At 60.4% G+C, this 16687-nt stretch carries 14 protein-coding genes; 4 read left to right on the forward strand and 10 right to left on the reverse strand.

Features of this window, described 5'->3' with window-relative positions; genetic code table 11:
* Positions 1 to 75: 75 nt before the first annotated feature.
* The 10 genes from fis to gcbA all read right to left on the reverse strand — a co-directional run bounded on the left by fis (position 76) and on the right by gcbA (position 11936).
* A complete protein-coding gene (fis, locus tag FHL16_RS18945) occupies positions 76 to 396 on the reverse strand; it encodes a DNA-binding transcriptional regulator Fis (RefSeq protein ID WP_007907419.1) in 321 nt (106 codons plus the stop codon).
* On the reverse strand, positions 393 to 1403 hold the full coding sequence (dusB, locus tag FHL16_RS18950; protein WP_010463890.1) for a tRNA dihydrouridine synthase DusB: 1011 nt from the start codon (positions 1401 to 1403) through the stop codon (positions 393 to 395). Before dusB ends, fis begins: the two co-directional genes overlap by 4 nt.
* A 185-nt stretch (positions 1404 to 1588) precedes the next feature.
* Positions 1589 to 2806, reverse strand: a complete 1218-nt coding sequence (locus FHL16_RS18955) for a DUF3426 domain-containing protein (protein WP_077748971.1) — start codon at positions 2804 to 2806, stop codon at positions 1589 to 1591.
* A 30-nt stretch (positions 2807 to 2836) separates the two neighbouring features.
* Positions 2837 to 3715, reverse strand: a complete 879-nt coding sequence (gene prmA, locus FHL16_RS18960) for a 50S ribosomal protein L11 methyltransferase (protein WP_010463886.1) — start codon at positions 3713 to 3715, stop codon at positions 2837 to 2839.
* Positions 3716 to 3977: 262 nt separating this feature from the next.
* The gene (gene accC, locus FHL16_RS18965; RefSeq protein ID WP_010463885.1) at positions 3978 to 5336 is read right to left on the reverse strand and encodes an acetyl-CoA carboxylase biotin carboxylase subunit; all 1359 of its coding nucleotides are present in this window, start codon (positions 5334 to 5336) and stop codon (positions 3978 to 3980) included.
* A 17-nt stretch (positions 5337 to 5353) separates the two neighbouring features.
* Positions 5354 to 5815 carry an acetyl-CoA carboxylase biotin carboxyl carrier protein gene (gene accB, locus FHL16_RS18970; RefSeq protein WP_010463882.1) on the reverse strand — a complete coding sequence of 154 codons (462 nt, stop codon included), beginning with the start codon at positions 5813 to 5815 and terminating at the stop codon, positions 5354 to 5356.
* Between the two features lie 24 nt (positions 5816 to 5839).
* Positions 5840 to 6295 (reverse strand): type II 3-dehydroquinate dehydratase, encoded by a 456-nt coding sequence (gene aroQ, locus FHL16_RS18975; protein ID WP_010463880.1) that lies wholly within the window; start codon positions 6293 to 6295, stop codon positions 5840 to 5842.
* A 131-nt stretch (positions 6296 to 6426) separates the two neighbouring features.
* A complete protein-coding gene (locus tag FHL16_RS18980) occupies positions 6427 to 8178 on the reverse strand; it encodes a protein-disulfide reductase DsbD (protein WP_077748972.1) in 1752 nt (583 codons plus the stop codon).
* An 88-nt stretch (positions 8179 to 8266) separates the two neighbouring features.
* A complete protein-coding gene (locus FHL16_RS18985; protein ID WP_077748973.1) occupies positions 8267 to 10213 on the reverse strand; it encodes a methyl-accepting chemotaxis protein in 1947 nt (648 codons plus the stop codon).
* A gap of 52 nt (positions 10214 to 10265) precedes the next feature.
* Positions 10266 to 11936 carry a diguanylate cyclase GcbA gene (gene gcbA, locus FHL16_RS18990; RefSeq protein WP_010463874.1) on the reverse strand — a complete coding sequence of 557 codons (1671 nt, stop codon included), beginning with the start codon at positions 11934 to 11936 and terminating at the stop codon, positions 10266 to 10268.
* A gap of 288 nt (positions 11937 to 12224) precedes the next feature.
* Here gcbA and FHL16_RS18995 point away from each other — a divergent pair, with 288 nt between their 5' ends.
* From FHL16_RS18995 to speA, 4 genes are all read left to right on the forward strand, one after another.
* Positions 12225 to 13292 carry a DUF2333 family protein gene (locus FHL16_RS18995; RefSeq protein ID WP_077748974.1) on the forward strand — a complete coding sequence of 356 codons (1068 nt, stop codon included), beginning with the start codon at positions 12225 to 12227 and terminating at the stop codon, positions 13290 to 13292.
* A 3-nt stretch (positions 13293 to 13295) separates the two neighbouring features.
* Positions 13296 to 13853 carry an NUDIX hydrolase gene (locus tag FHL16_RS19000; protein WP_077748975.1) on the forward strand — a complete coding sequence of 186 codons (558 nt, stop codon included), beginning with the start codon at positions 13296 to 13298 and terminating at the stop codon, positions 13851 to 13853.
* 178 nt (positions 13854 to 14031) lie between these two features.
* A complete protein-coding gene (locus FHL16_RS19005; protein ID WP_010463867.1) occupies positions 14032 to 14403 on the forward strand; it encodes a translation initiation factor Sui1 in 372 nt (123 codons plus the stop codon).
* Between the two features lie 223 nt (positions 14404 to 14626).
* Positions 14627 to 16540, forward strand: coding sequence for an arginine decarboxylase (speA, locus tag FHL16_RS19010; RefSeq protein WP_010463866.1), 1914 nt, complete (start codon positions 14627 to 14629; stop codon positions 16538 to 16540).
* Positions 16541 to 16687: the final 147 nt, after the last annotated feature.

The following is a 16687-nucleotide window of genomic DNA, read 5'->3' on the forward strand; positions in this document are numbered from 1 at the left end:
TTTCCATCAAAAGCAAAGGAGTCAGCAAAAAGGCGACCGTTTTTACGCGGGCGCCTTTCTGGTTTGATTGAATGCTTACAGCAAATCGTACTGCTTGAGTTTCTTGCGCAGCGTGCCTCGGTTCAACCCGAGCAGCTCGCTGGCCTTGGTCTGGTTGCCCTTGACGTAGTTCATCACGCACTCGAGCAGGGGCGCCTCGACTTCGGAGAGCACCAGGTTGTACACATCCGTGACGGCAGCGCCCTCAAGGTGGGCGAAATAATTGTGCAGCGCCTTCTCGACACTCCCGCGAAGGGTCTGACCTTCTTCGCTCGGCGTATTGAGGTGCTGTTTCAAATTCACGTTGTCGCTCACGGGTGTTGTTCCACTCACTAAAGTCTCGGTCATCATCGTCATGCGGCCACCCCTTCTCCGTCCCCTGTCAGGCTCTTGTAACGTTCGGCGAAGAAGCCCTGAACGTTGGCGCATTGTGCTTCCGTATCTTCCAAACGATTGAAGTGGGCGCGAAACTCCCTGGCGCCCGGCAAGGTTGCGAGATACCAGCCCACATGCTTTCGAGCGATACGGACGCCCATCACGTCTCCGTAGAAGACGTGCAGTGCAGCCAGATGCTCTAGCAGAATGCGTTCCACCTCGATCAATTCCAGCGCCGGAAGTTTTTCGCCAGTACGCAGGAAATGATCGATCTCACGAAAAATCCACGGCCGCCCCTGGGCGGCCCGGCCTACCAGCAGGCCATCGGCACCGGTCGCATCGAGCACGTACCGGGCCTTCTCGGGTGAATCGATGTCGCCGTTGGCAAAGACCGGCATCGACACCGCCTGCTTGATCGCGGCAATGGTGTCGTACTCGGCTTCACCGGTGTACAGGTCGGCACGGGTGCGGCCATGAACCGCCAACGCCGTAATGCCCGCTTGCTCGGCGATCTTCGCCACCGTCAGACCGTTCTTGTTGTCCCGGTCCCAGCCGGTGCGGATCTTCAAGGTGACCGGCACATCAACCGCAGCCACGACGGCTTGCAGGATCTCGGTCACCAATGCTTCATCCTTCAACAGCGCGGAACCGGCGGCCTTGTTGCAGACCTTCTTCGCCGGACAGCCCATGTTGATGTCAATAATCTGTGCGCCCAGTTCGACGTTGGCCCGGGCCGCATCCGCCAGCATCTGTGCATCACCCCCGGCGATCTGGACCGAGCGGGGCTCGGGATCACCTTCGTGGATCATGCGCATCCGCGATTTGCGGGTGTTCCACAAGCTCATGTCGCTGGTGACCATTTCCGAGACTACAAGCCCTGCGCCCAGTCGCTTGCACAGCTGACGAAAGGGCTGGTCGGTGACGCCCGCCATGGGGGCGAGGATCAAGCCGTTGTGCAATGTATATGGACCGATGCGTACCGCCGACATAGGACTTCCCTGTTGTGGGGCCGGATCATGAGAGTTCGAAAAAGGGTTGGCATGATACCCGCTCTCGATGACTGGATAAAGGCTGAATTGAACAAAATCTGAACAGTAATTCTGTTATCGCCAGCGGTTTGGTATGAGCGGTCAAAGTCAGAAATATGCCGTCAATGCCGTAACACTGAAGCGTTTCACTCGGGCGAATGAAAGCTCAGGCTGTAATTCACCGCTTTGGAGCCTGGATCAAGGATATCCAGTGCGATGTGGATCGGCGTTTGCGGCGGCATCTCTGCCAGGCCTTCGAGGTCGCCGTTGAGGTACTCGCCGGGTTTGAAGCGCCGGCTGGCGATCAGGTGGCCGTTAAGGTCGGCGAAACGCAGTTCCAGCAGCGGGAAGGGCTGGGAGAAGGGCGCGCGGTTGTAAATGATCGCATCGACCACCAGTGCACCGTTGAACTCAGGGTGACTGCGGACCACCAGGTTGCTGCTTTTGATTTTCGCGATATCAACTTTCGACGGCACCGTGCAGCCGACTTGCGGGCACAGTTGCTGGAACCATGGACGGTATTGATCCTGGCGCGCCAGTTCGTCGAAGTGGTAAGCGATGTATTGGCCGGCGAGAGCACCGGCACCGATCAGGACCAGCAGCAGCCAGAAAAGCCGTCGGCCCCAGGGGGAGCGACGTTTTTGCCAATCCAGTTGCAGCGGATCGTCGGTCAGGTCCTGCAGGGCGTCGGCACGTTCGGTCGACTCGCTGCGTTCGTGTCGCTTGCGCAGAGGGGCGATCGGGGGCAGGTCGTTGTCAGGTGCATCGGTTGCCGACAGGCGATCATGGTGCAGGGGCGTGTCGAGCGGATCATTCAGGCGCAGTTGCGGCACCTGGGGCTCGTCGTCCAGATCAACCGGTTCCAGCGAGAATGACGGTTCGGTGCGCGAGTGCTTGCTCGGTACTGGCTGCGTTTCCCGAGGTTCGGCTTCGACCGCCTGGGCACGATCGGCCGCCGATTCGCTGAAGAGACTGTCGGACCAGGGTTCATCGTCGTGCTCGACAGAGTCGCGGCGAGCACTGAGACCGTTTTCGCGGTGCTGGCCGAATTCCGTGGTGGGCTGGATTTCCCGCTGTTCGAGCCGGGCGAGTTCTTCGTCCAGGTCCAGGCTGTCCAGATCCATTTCGGCGGCGGACCATTGCTTTTGGCTGATGGCGCGCGGTACCGGCGGTTCGACAATGGCCGGGGCTACCGGTTGGACAGTTTCCTTGGCGCCCCGTTGCTCAAGCAGCTGCTTGGCGGCGTTGAACACCTGCAAGCACGAGCCGCAACGAACCACTCCACGGGCCACGCTCAATTGAGCATGGCTGACGCGGAAGCTGGTTTGGCAATGCGGGCACTGGGTGACGAAGCTGTCGGTCATGCGGCGATCCGGTTTATGCAGGCGTTCATTCTAGCGCCGACGGCCAGTGATGCGCACCCAGCCATCGCGATTGGCGATCGGGTCCAGATCGAAGTCTTGAGCGTAGGCTTTGGCGACTTCTTCGCCTTGCTCGGCGAGGATGCCCGACAACGCCAGACGACCGCCAGGCTTGACCAGGCTGGACAATTGCGGCGCCAGGGACACCAGCGGTCCGGCCAGAATGTTGGCCACCAGCACATCGGCTTGAACCTGTGGCAGATCTTCCGGCAGGTACAGCGGGAAGAGCGCGTCGGCAATATTGTTGCGCCCGGCGTTGTCGCGGGAAGCTTCCAGCGCCTGCACGTCGATGTCGGTGCCGACGGCTTCCTTGGCGCCCAGCAGCAGGGCGGCAATCGCCAAAATCCCCGAGCCGCAACCGAAGTCGAGGACGTGGCAGTCCTTGAGGTCCTGACCATCGAGCCATTCCAGGCACAGTGCAGTGGTCGGGTGGGTGCCGGTGCCGAACGCCAGGCCCGGGTCGAGCAGAATGTTCACAGCGTCGGGTTCAGGGGCAGCGTGCCAGCTTGGGACGATCCACAGGCGTTGACCGAAGCGCATTGGCTGGAAGTCGTCCATCCAGCTGCGTTCCCAGTCCTGGTCTTCGATGACTTCGCTGTGATGCTCGGGCAGCGGGCTGCCGGTCAGCAACTCAAGATGAGCCAGCACACTGGCCGCTTCAGTGCCGCCTTCGAACAGGGCCAGCAGATGAGTGTGCGACCATAACGGCGTGGTGTTGAGTTCAGGTTCGAAGATCGGCTGATCTTCGGCGTCCATGAACGTCACCGACACGGCGCCCACTTCAAGGAAAGCGTCTTCGTAGGTTTCGGCTTGTTCTGGGCTGATGGCGAGACGGACTTGCAGCCAAGGCATGGCGGGCACCTTTGAAAAATATTGATTGCAGCCTAGCGGGCTGCGAGAAGCGCGCAAGTTTACGCGAGCGCGCGGCAGAAGACGACAAGGCCGACACTGGTATGCAGTTTGTAGGAGCGAGGCTTGCCCGCGAAGCGCGATGACGCGGTGAGTCTGCAATACCTCGGCGTATGGTTTGCGGGCAAACCTCGCTCCTGCAGGAGTTGTAACCTCCAGAAACAACAAAGCCGCCCGAAGGCGGCTTTGTTGGACGGGCTAAAGCTTAATGCTTGTCGCCAGCCAGCTTGTGTTCCAGGTAGTGGATGTTGATACCACCTTTGCAGAAGCCTTCATCGCGGACCAGGTCGCGGTGCAGCGGGATGTTGGTCTTGATCCCGTCGACAACGATTTCGTCCAGCGCATTGCGCATGCGCGCCAATGCTTCGTCACGGGTTGCGCCGTAGGTGATCAGCTTGCCGATCAACGAATCGTAGTTCGGCGGAACGGCATAACCGCTGTACAGGTGCGAATCGACGCGAACGCCGTTGCCGCCTGGAGCGTGGAAATGCTTGACCGTGCCTGGGCTCGGCATGAAGGTTTTCGGGTCTTCGGCGTTGATCCGGCATTCCAGGGCATGGCCGCGGATAACCACGTCTTCCTGGGTGTACGACAGCTTGTTGCCAGCGGCGATGCTGAGCATCTCCTTGACGATGTCGATGCCAGTGACCATTTCCGAAACCGGGTGCTCAACCTGAACGCGGGTGTTCATTTCGATGAAATAGAACGCGCCGTTCTCGTACAGGAACTCGAAAGTACCCGCGCCACGGTAGTTGATGTCGATGCAAGCCTTGACGCAGCGTGCGAGGACTTCAGCCCGTGCCTTCTCATCGATGCCCGGTGCCGGCGCTTCTTCGAGAACCTTCTGGTGACGACGTTGCAGCGAGCAATCGCGGTCGCCCAGATGGATGGCGTGACCCTGGCCGTCGGAAAGCACCTGGACTTCCACGTGACGTGGGTTAGTCAGGAATTTTTCCAGATAGACCATCGGGTTACCGAACGCCGCGCCTGCTTCGGTGCGGGTCAGTTTGGCGAAGGAGATCAGGTCTTCTTCTTTATGCACAACGCGCATGCCGCGACCACCACCGCCGCCAGCGGCTTTGATGATCACCGGGTAACCGACTTCGCGACCGATGCGCAAAGCGGTTTCTTCGTCTTCAGGCAACGGGCCGTCGGACCCCGGAACGGTTGGAACGCCAGCAGCGATCATGGCGTGCTTGGCCGATACCTTGTCGCCCATCAGGCGAATGGTGTCGGCTTTCGGGCCAATGAACGCGAAGCCGGAGTTCTCGACCTGTTCAGCGAAATCAGCGTTTTCCGCAAGGAAACCGTAGCCTGGGTGAATGGCGGTGGCGCCGGTCACTTCGGCCGCGGCGATGATGGCCGGAATGTGCAGGTAAGAGTGGGCGGCCGAGGCCGGACCGATGCAGACGGATTCGTCTGCCAGGCCCAGGTGCATCAGCTCTTTGTCGGCCTTGGAGTAAACGGCGACAGTCTTGATGCCCATCTCTTTGCAGGCACGCAGGATCCGCAGGGCAATCTCACCGCGGTTGGCGATCAGAACTTTTTCCAACTTCGCAGTCATCAAAGTTTCTCCGCGTTTCAAACGATGGTGAACAGCGGTTGGTCGTACTCAACCGGCTGGCCGTCTTCGACGAGGATGGATTCGATCACACCGCTGGTTTCAGCTTCGATGTGGTTCATCATCTTCATGGCTTCGACGATGCACAGAGTGTCGCCTTTCTTCACGGTCTGGCCGACTTCAACGAAGGACGGCGAGCTTGGCGAAGATTTGCGATAGAAGGTGCCGACCATCGGCGAACGGGCAACGGTGCCGTTCAGCACTGGCGCGACGGGAGCCGCAGGCGCTGCAGCGGCAACCGGAGCAGCAGCCACTGGCGCAGGCGCCTGTGCATGCATCGGAGCCGGTGCGTAGAACTGCTGAGCCGGGGTCTTGCTATGACGGCTGATGCGTACGGACTCTTCGCCTTCCTTGATCTCGAGCTCGTCGATGCCGGACTCTTCCAGCAGTTCGATCAGTTTCTTAACTTTACGGATATCCATGAATCATCAACTCCCAAGGGTCGGTCAGGGGCGTATAGCTTGTTGTTCAAGCTGTTCCAGGGCGGCCTCCAGGGCCAGTCGATAACCGCTGGCGCCAAGGCCGCAGATCACTCCCACCGCTACGTCGGAGAAGTAAGAGTGATGGCGGAAAGGTTCGCGTTTGTGCACGTTAGACAAATGCACTTCGATGAATGGGATGCTCACCGCCAGCAGCGCGTCACGTAATGCGACACTTGTGTGCGTAAAAGCTGCTGGGTTGATCAGAATGAAGTCCACACCTTCGCCTTTTGCGGCGTGGATGCGGTCAATCAATTCGTACTCGGCGTTGCTTTGCAGGTACAGCAGATGATGGCCGGCTTCACGGGCACGGCGTTCCAGGTCCTGGTTGATCTGCGCCAGTGTCGTAGCGCCATAGGTGCCCGGTTCGCGGGTGCCGAGCAAGTTCAGGTTGGGTCCGTGCAGAACCAATAGCGTCGCCATCTGCTGTTCCTTGTTATCTGTGTGCAGTTGTCAGAACCCGGCGACTATGCCGCAAAGCCTTTGTGACTGTCCAGTTCTATGCAAAAGCCAGCACGATGGCCGATGTTTGCGCGAAATATGTGACCGGCCTGTTAAATCCGGTCATTTGCTTTCGCAACACGTTCGGCGAAGTCTGTCGCGCTGATCTCGCCGATCACTCGCACATCGGCGCGTTCGACACCGTCCTTGCCGAAAAACATCAGGGCCGGAGGGCCGAACAGTTTGTAGCGATCAAGCAGTGCACGTTGTTCGGCGTTGCTGGCAGTGATATCGAAACGCACGAGGCGATAGCCTTTCAGGCGTTCGATGACGGTGGCGTCGTTGAGCACTTCGCGTTCGATGACTTTGCAGCTGATGCACCAGTCGGCGTACCAGTCGAGCAGCAGCGGGGTATTGGCGGATTTGGCCTCGGCGAGGACGCGATCCAGGTCTGCCGGGGTGCTGATGGTTTGCCAGGCGCTGGTGTTTTGCGGCTGTTCGGTGCCGGCAATGATGCGCGGTTGGCCAATCGGGTTGAACGGGTCGGTCTGCCCGCTGAACGCCCCGAACCAACAGGCCAGTGCGTAAAACAGCAGAAACATCCCGAGCAGTTGGCCGAGGCGTTTTCGTGGCGGTTTGTAGACGAATTCCAGCGCGCCCATGAACAAACCGACGCCACCGGCCAGCAAACCGATCAGCAGCAAGGTGATTTGCCCCGGCAATACGCGACTGACCAGCCCGATTGCCAATCCCAGCAACAACACGCCAATGGCATTTTTTACATAGACCAGCCACGGCCCGCTTTTCGGCAGCCAGGCTGCGCCGCCGGTGGCCACGAGTAACAACGGCGCCCCCATGCCGAGGCCGAGCATGAACAGTTTCAAGCCTCCCCCCAGTGCATCGCCGCTGGCGCTGATATAAAGCAATGCACCGGCCAGCGGCGCCGAGACGCAAGGTGACACCAGCAGGCTGGACACCACGCCCAGGACCGCGGCGCCCCATAACGAACCGCCTTCGGTACGCCCGGCGATCCGGTCCAGGCGACTGCTGATGGCATGTGGCAGCTTGAGTTCGAACACGCCAAACATCGCGAGGGCAAACACCGCAAAAAACATCGCGAACGGCACCAGCACCCACGCCGATTGCAGACGCGCCTGAAGGTTGAGCTGGGCGCCGAACATTCCCATCAACGCACCCAGCAGGGCGAAGCAGGCGGCCATGGGCAATACATACGCGAGCGACAGATTAAAACCGCGCAACCCACCGATCTGGCCGCGCAACACCACGCCGGAGAGGATCGGCAGCATCGGCAGTACGCACGGGGTGAAGGTCAGGCCCAGACCCGCAAGGAAGAACAAGGCGAGCTCGCGCCAGCTCCAGCTCTGGGCCGTGGCGGGCATCGTTGCGCCAATACCATCTATGTTCAGTCGTTCGGTTTCGGGCGGATAACACAGGCCTTTGTCGGCGCAGCCCTGATAGGTCACGGCCAGCGTGAAGGCGCGGGGATCGGTGCGCGGCACTTCGACGTCGAGCACGCCGTGATAGACCTCGACGTCGCCAAAGTACTCATCGTGCTTTTGTTCGCCCTTGGGCAATTGCGCCGCGCCAAGGCCAACTTCGGCCGGTTCGGCGCGAAACTGAAAGCGGTGTCGATAGAGGTAGTAACCCTCGGTGGCGACAAAACGCAGCTTGATCGATTGCGGCGTGCTGTCGACCAGGCTCAGCTGAAATGCCTCGCGCACCGGCAGGAAGTCGGCACTGTTGTTGATCGAGCCCAGGGTGGAACTGGGTCGACTCTCCAGCAACCCGGCGGCGTTTGCCGGCAGGGCGAGCACTAAAAGCAGCAGGCAGAGCAAACGGCGCATGACAATCTCGCGTATCGGAATTGGGGGCATGATAGCGGACAGTCGCGCGGATTGCCCCGCCCCTGTAGGAGCGAGGCATGGCGGTCTATCAGACGCGGAAGGCTTGAACGGCGGTATGCAAGCGTGCGCCCAGCACCAGCAGGTTCTCCCCTTGCACGCGCCCCTCGCCAATGCGCAACAAATTATCCCCACCCAGCTTGTGGATACGTTCGCTGTGATCACGGATCTCACTGACCGCACCACTCTGCTGCGCAGTGACATCGGCAATGCGCACGGCGGTGTCGGAAATGGTCTGGATCGCCCCGACGATTTTATCCAATGCACCGTCGGCAGCCTGAGCCTGATTGGCCGTGGCTTCGGCGTGTTCGACCTGGGCGCGCATGCCTTCCACCGATTGCCGCGCGGCGGTTTGCAGGCCGGCGATCAAGGTCTGGATCTCTGCGGTGGCCCCGGCCGTGCGTTGCGCCAATGAGCGAACCTCTTCCGCCACCACCGCAAACCCACGACCCATTTCCCCGGCGCGGGCGGCTTCGATGGCGGCGTTCAGGGCCAGCAGGTTGGTCTGGTCGGCAATCGAGCGGATGACCGTCAGCACGCCGCCGATGGTCGCCGATTCTTCTGCCAGGTGTTCGATCATCTGCGCATTGCCTTGCACTTCACCCACCAGCGCATGCAGGCCGGTGAGGCTCAGACCAATAACTTTCTGGCCATGCTCGACCGCGATTCCGGCATGACGACTGGCGTCGGCGGCCTGGCTGGCATCGCCAGCAACTTGTTGGATCGTTGCTTCCAGTTCGCCGAGAGAATCGCGGATCAGCGCGGTGTCGCCGGCCTGATGCTCGGCACCGCTGTGCAAGTCGTTGCTCAACTCGGCCAAAGTGCGGCTACTGCCGGCGACCTGCTCGGCATTGAGACGAATAGTCCCGACCAGGTCCGCCAGGTACGCGCGCAAGCGGTTGAGCGAGGCTTCAATGTCATGCAGTTCGCGATTGGTCTTGCCCAATTGAATTTCCTGGCTGAAGTCGCCTTCGGCCCAGGTCGACAGGGCCGGGGCGAGGTTGGTCAGTGTCCGGGCCAGCTTGCGTTGCAAGGTGTCGATCAACAAGGCGATCAGCAGAATCAGGCCGATCATCACGCCTTGCATCAAGCGTACTTCGCCCTGGATCTGCCCGTGCTGGGCGCGGACCACCGGCTCCAGTCCGGCAATGGCCTGCTGTACGTCGGCGATCTTCAGGTGCGTCGCGGTGCTGAGGTCGGTGCGTTTCTGGATTTGCTCGCGAGTGCGCGCCAGTTCAGCGGGGTAACGCGTCAGCAAGCTGTTGAGTTCCCGTTTGAGGGCGACACCGGCATCTTCGGCGACGGTTTTTTCGGTGTTCTCCAGCCCCATCATCGCGGCGAAATCATCGGTGCCGGATTCGCTGCTGGCGGCCACCCCGAGCAGCGGCAAGGCGCCTATCAGCTCGGACTGCGCACGAATGCTGGCGACTTCGCGTTCGACATCGGCGGCCAGTTCACTGCGACCGCTGCTGACCAGTTTGTCCCGCGCCAGCGACAGTTTGCCCAGGTGCTGGGACGCGGCGAGCAAGGGCGCGAGGTACGCTGCGTTCCCGCTGGCGTATTGGCTGAGCTGATCGAGGCTGGCGCCGAGTTCACGTTCAGCTTGCAGCAGCAAGGCTTGAGGGTCCCCGGCAAGTTTGCCGGCAGCCAGCAGGTCGGTCTTGCTGAATTCACTCAGGTTCGACAGGCTCGGACGCAAGGTGTCGGCCAGGGCTGGCGGTAATTCACCGAGTTCCTTTTGCAGGCTGTCGATGGCCTGGCTGGCGCTGCTCAGGCGCAGGGCATCGCCGCTGGCGAGATAATCCTCGACGTTGCGCGCCACTTCATTTTGAAATTGCTGGGACAAACCGAGGTAACGCTCCATCAGCAGATAGGGGCGTTCGAGGGCTTTTTGCGACCACCAGAGCGTCGCGCCAAGGGCCACGCACACGGCGACTAAAAGGAGGGTGTTGAGATTGGTCAGCAGCTTCAGGCGCATCGCGGGTCTACCAACGGCAGAATGGTAAGCGCCTGAAGTTATTGCGTTTCTGTTACAGGGTTATGACCGAATGGGTCCATTCCGATGAAAAAGTGGCACTTTGCTTTGACGTCCGCGCAGCCTGCACGCGGTTACGTCCACCGTCCTTGGCGCGGTACAGCGCTTCGTCCGCCTGGCTGGCCATCATCAGGCTGTCGGAGTGGTCGCACAGCTCCACTACCCCGGCGCTGAACGTGCACCACAAATCCTGGGGCTGGGCCGGGTAGTGGATTTCGGCAAACCGCTGACGGATTTCATCGAGCACTCTGTGGGCCGCTTCGAGATCGGTGTCCGGCATGACGATGGCGAATTCCTCGCCACCGTAGCGGCCGATGAAGTCTGTTTTGCGCAACCGCTGCTTGAGAAACAGCGCCAGGCTCTTGATGACCCGGTCGCCCATGGGGTGGCCGTGGCTGTCGTTGACCCGTTTGAAGTGGTCGATGTCGAGCATCGCAAAACTCAACGGCTTGCTCTCGCGGCGGGCGCGGAAGCTGCAGTCCTCGAGCAATTGCAGGATGTGGGTGTGGTTGTACAAACCGGTCAGGCTGTCGCGCACCATCCGTGCTTTCAGATTGCGTGCCCGCGCCGCGCGGTTGCGCACAGTGGTGATCAGGTGCCGCGGCTTGATCGGTTTGGTCAGGAAGTCGTCGCCGCCTTCGCTCATGGCGTCGAGTTGCTTGTCCAGATCGTCTTCGGCGGACAGGTAAATGATCGGTACGCTCACGTAGCGGTCGTTGTGCCGGATCACCTTGGCCAGTTCCGTGCCGGTGCAGGTCGGCATGTACATGTCGAGGATGATCAGGTCCGGCTGAAAGTCCGCCAGTTCGGCCATGGCCTGAATCGGGTCGATCAGGGTGCGCGTGACGATTCCGGCGCTGTTCAGCAGGCGCTCGGTGTGCAAGGCCTGAGCGCGGGAGTCGTCGATGATCAGCACTTTATAAGGTTCGTACTGGGCGACACAGGTCAGGACTTCGATCTTCTCCAGCAGGCTCGAGGCTTCGAGGGTGCCGGTGAGAAATTCCTGGCCACCGGCGCGCACGGCGGCGAGGCGGGTCGGGGTGTCTGTTTCGAGCAAGCTGAAGAACAACAGCGGTAAAGGCTCATCCAGTCCGACCTGGGCTTCGGCGGCCAGTTTCAGGCCGATGCCGGCGCCACTGAAGTCCACGTCCATGACGATGGCGGCGGGCAGGCGTTCGATCATAGAGGAGCGAAACGCCGCAACGCTGTCCAGGGATTGGGCGCTGAGCCCGAAAAATTCCAGCTGCTTGGCCAGGCGCTCGGCGCGGTCGTGATCCTGCAACATCACGTAGATCGGCTTGCGCAGCGGTGGCAGAAAGGTTTGTTCGAGCTGATCGCCGTGGCGCAGGCCGGTGCGCGACAGACGCTGCATCAAGCGATTGAGGTCGGTGATCAGGCCACTGCTCAGGCGTCCGCGATTGGCGTCGACAGCCTCCAGCGACTGGCCGATGTGACGCGCCAGTTGCGTGTGTTCCGGTTGTTCGAAACGTTCGGCAAAGCGCAGCAGGCGCAGGTTGGCCTCGCTCAGTTCCGACAAATCGGTGTTGGACCACTCGCTGCGTTGCAGGCGCTGCCATATCTCAAGAATCTGACGTGCCTGATGAATTACCCGCTGGGCAAAGTGGTGCTTGAGGCGCTCACGGCTGGGGTCTTCTGGCTCGGTCATATCCTGACTACTAGTTAGGGTGCATGCTGAGATCGACTGGTGGCTCTATGCTAGCACCTCTTTTCAATCCCATGAGCATCGTGTGTCAATAATCTGCAAAGCGGCCTTATTCAGTTTCTGACTGGATGGTCGCATAGGCTCGCGGCTGTGCTTCATTTATAGTGGCCCCTGATCGCGGTCATTGTAAGTCCCGCCATTTCCCGCAGGATTTAATGCGCGGCAAACGAGGCACGATGGCGTAGGGTTGTGGTCGAACCGATGAACTCAAGTGATTGAAAGGATATCGCCATGCTGGACTGGAAGAATCGCGCGGGCAGCGCGCCTGAACGTGCCGCTGAACCGAAATCGGCCACCCGCAGTTACGTCGGCGGCCTGTTGTTCAGCCGGGCGCTGGCGACGCTGATTGGCCTTTACCTGCTGGTGACGATCGGGCTGGGCTGGTATTGGAGCCAGGAGCCGGCACTGTTCCCGGTTCAACAGAATGCGCAAGTGGCGGCCGAGAAAGAAGGCAAGCAAATGGTGGTCGGGTACACCACGGTGGAAACCCTCAAGACCGTCGCTGGTACATTGCTGAGCAAGCCAGGTGGCTATATTTCCAACGACCGTTTCCCGCCGGGTCTGTGGATGGACAATACGCCGAGCTGGGAATATGGCGTGCTGGTCCAGGTTCGCGACCTGAGTCGTGCAATGCGTAAGGACTTCGCCCGTTCTCAGTCGCAGTCCACCGAAGACGCTGACCTGGCCAAGGCCGAGCCGCGTTTCAACTTCGACAACAAGAGCTGGGTGCTGCCCTCCAGTGAGTCCGAATACCAGGAAGGCATCAATTCCCTGAGCCGTTACCAGGTGCGCCTGTCCGATCCGAGTCAGAAAAGTGCGCTGTTCTATGCCCGCGCCGACAACCTGAACAACTGGCTGGGCGATGTCGGCACCCGTCTGGGTTCGCTGTCGCAACGGCTGTCGGCCAGCGTGGGCCGAGTCAAGCTCAACACCGCGCTGAAAACCGAAGTCCTGGCGCCGGGTCAGGTGCCACAGGTCGATGAAGAAATCGTCGAAACCCCGTGGATGCAGATCGATAACGTGTTCTATGAAGCCCGCGGCCAGGCTTGGGCGCTGTCCCATTTGCTGCGCGCCATCGAAGTCGATTTCGCCGATGTGCTGGCCAAGAAGAACGCCACGGTCAGCGTGCGTCAGATCATTCGTGAGCTGGAAGCCTCGCAAGAGCCGGTCTGGAGCCCGATGATCCTCAACGGCAGCGGCTTCGGTGTGCTGGCCAACCATTCGCTGGTCATGGCCAACTACATCTCCCGTGCCAACGCGGCAGTGATCGATCTGCGTCAATTGCTCAATCAGGGCTGAGTCATGGTCGATAACGCCAAAGAGGCTGCCCATCGCGCGGCCTCGGATGCCGAACACATCGCCTGGGTCGACGAACAGGACAACCTGCTCGGCGCCCTGGTCCGTTCTGACCTGCGCGAGCGGGGGCTGATCGGGCGTGGCACCTACATCATGCTGTTCAACTCGGTCGGTGAACTGTGCGTTCACCGTCGAACCCTGAGCAAAGCCATTTACCCCGGTTACTGGGATGTGGCGGCGGGCGGCATGGTGCTCGCCACCGAGACGTACGTCGAATCGGCTGCCCGTGAGCTGGAAGAAGAGTTGGGCGTGAGCGGTGTGGAGTTGACCGCCCATGATCACTTCTTCTTCGAGGACACCGGCAATCGTCTCTGGTGTTCGGCGTTTTCGGCGGTGTGGGACGGCCATTTGATCCTGCAGCCGGAAGAGGTGCTGGAAGCGCGTTTCATCCCCATCGAGCAGGTCATGCTGGAAATCCAGCAAAAGCCTTATTGCCCGGACTCCCTGGCCGCGTTGAAGCGTTATCTGCGCGCCCTTGGGAAGGGCGTCGCAAAAGAGCAGTAAATTGGCGCCGATTGGCTCTTAGCAAGTCGGCTTTTTGCCGTTACACTGCGCGACCTTTTCAAACTGAGCCAGCGTTGTCTGGCCCAGTAGCGCTGCCCCTGCCTGAGTGGGGCTTCGCGGTCGATGGCAGCTTCCCAAGTTGCCGCGACCAGTCTTTGTCCTCCCAAGAGGATTGCCGGTGGCCAAAAAAGCCGCATCCTTCGCCGCCCTTGGTGGCCTGGTATTTTCCACCGACGCAGGTCGTCATTGCCCGGATTGCAGTAAACCGGTGGACGCCTGCATCTGCAAACAGACCGTTATCCCGGCTGGCGACGGCATCGCTCGCGTGCGTCGCGAAAGCAAGGGGCGTGGCGGCAAGACGGTGACCACCATCACCGGCGTGCCGTTGGCGGAAGAAGCGCTCAAGGACCTGGCCACCACGTTGAAGAAACGCTGTGGCACCGGGGGGGCGTTGAAAGACGGAATCATCGAAATCCAGGGCGATCATGTCGAGCTACTCTTGGCTGAACTGATCAAGCTGGGTTTCAAAGCGAAGAAGTCCGGCGGCTAGCAGCCTCTGTGAAAACCACCCTCGGCTTGATCCAGTCCTGATTCAACTCTGGCCTGGCGTCGCCTACATGGTTTTCACAGAGCCTGTTCTGACCGGTTTCTAAACTCAGCGCTGAATGTGAGGTCTATGGCCCTTACATGCAGGCTAATCGTCATTTTCATTCTTTAGACTGCGCCGGCCTGAACCCAGGCGACGCTCTATGACTTCTTTATAGGGGACTTCAATGTCCGTACGACGCACACGCAAAGACGATGGCAGCCAATGGACAGTTGCGGACAGCCGCAGTGTTTACGGGATTCGCCATTGGGGGGCCGGGTATTTCGCGATCAATGACGCCGGTCGCGTCGAAGTTCGTCCGAACGGTCCGACCAGTTCGCCTATCGACCTCTTCGAGCAAGTCGACCAGCTGCGCAAAAGCGGCCTGTCCTTGCCGCTGCTGGTGCGTTTCCCTGACATTCTGCAAGACCGCGTGCGTCAGCTGACCGGCGCGTTCGATGCCAACATCGAGCGCCTGGAATACCAGAGCAAGTACACCGCGCTGTACCCGATCAAGGTGAACCAGCAGGAAGCGGTGATCGAAAACATCATCGCCACCCAGGATGTGTCCATCGGCCTGGAAGCCGGCTCCAAGCCTGAGCTGCTGGCCGTATTGGCCCTGGCGCCAAAGGGCGGCACCATCGTTTGCAACGGTTACAAGGACCGCGAGTTCATCCGACTGGCGCTGATGGGCCAGAAGCTGGGCCACAACGTGTTCATCGTGATCGAGAAAGAATCCGAAGTCGGCCTGGTGATCGAAGAAGCCGCCTCGCTGAAGGTCAAGCCTCAAGTCGGCCTGCGCGTGCGTCTGTCGTCCCTGGCTTCAAGCAAGTGGGCGGACACCGGCGGAGAGAAGTCCAAGTTCGGTCTGTCGGCGGCGCAGCTGTTGTCGGTGGTCGAGCGTTTCCGCGCGGCTGGCCTGGATCAAGGCATTCGCCTGTTGCACTTCCACATGGGTTCGCAGATCGCCAACCTGGCGGACTACCAGCACGGCTTCAAGGAAGCGATTCGTTACTACGGCGAACTGCGTAACCTCGGCTTGCCGGTTGACCACATCGACGTCGGTGGCGGTCTGGGCGTCGACTACGACGGTACGCACTCGCGCAACGCCAGTTCGATCAACTACGACATGGACGATTACGCCGGTGTCGTGGTCGGGATGCTCAAGGAGTTCTGCGATGCGCAGAGCCTGCCGCACCCGAACATCTTCTCCGAAAGCGGCCGCTCGCTGACCGCTCACCACGCCATGCTGGTGGTGCAAGTGACCGACGTCGAGAAGCACAACGACGACGTGCCGAAGATCGACAACAAAGAAGAGCTGCCGGAGACCGTGCAGTGGCTGGTTGACCTGTTGGGCCCGACCGACATCGAGATGGTCACCGAAACCTACTGGCGCGCCACGCACTACATGAGCGATGTGGCCACCCAGTACGCCGATGGCAAGCTGACCCTGGCCGAGAAAGCCCTGGCCGAGCAATGCTACTTCGCCGTGTGCCGTCGCCTGCACAACTCGTTGAAGGCGCGTCAGCGTTCGCACCGTCAGGTGCTCGACGAACTCAACGACAAGTTGGCCGACAAGTACATCTGCAACTTCTCGGTCTTCCAGAGCCTGCCGGACACCTGGGCCATCGGCCAGGTCCTGCCGATTCTGCCGCTGCACCGTCTCGACGAAGAGCCGCTGCGCCGCGCCGTGCTGCAGGATCTGACCTGCGACTCCGACGGCAAGATCAAGCAATACGTCGACGAGCAGAGCATCGAAACCAGTCTGCCAGTCCACGGTTTGAACGAAGGCGAGGACTACCTGCTGGGTATCTTCCTGGTCGGCGCCTACCAGGAAATTCTCGGCGACATGCACAACCTGTTCGGTGACACCGACTCGGTGAACATCTACCAGAACGCCGACGGCAGCGTGTACCACGCGGGTATCGAAACCCACGACACCATCGAAGACATGCTGCGTTACGTGCACTTGTCGCCGGAAGAGCTGATGACCCACTACCGCGACAAGTGCGCAAGTGCGCGCATCACTGCTGCCGAGCGCACCCAGTTCCTCGACGCTCTGCGCCTGGGCCTGACCCGTTCGTCTTACCTGTCTTCTTGAGGTAAGGCACTGGTCTCATCAGGTTGTCGGAAAATGTTCCGCGCGCTGCGGAAATTTCAGATGACCTGGTGGGACGCCTCCCTGAATTCAAGCGAAATGGCTCACATCCTCGCTATCCAAGCGACGTGGTCCTTTTTTCGCGTAGGT

The organism is Pseudomonas sp. FSL W5-0299, from assembly GCF_005930655.1.
Classification (GTDB): domain Bacteria; phylum Pseudomonadota; class Gammaproteobacteria; order Pseudomonadales; family Pseudomonadaceae; genus Aquipseudomonas; species Aquipseudomonas mandelii.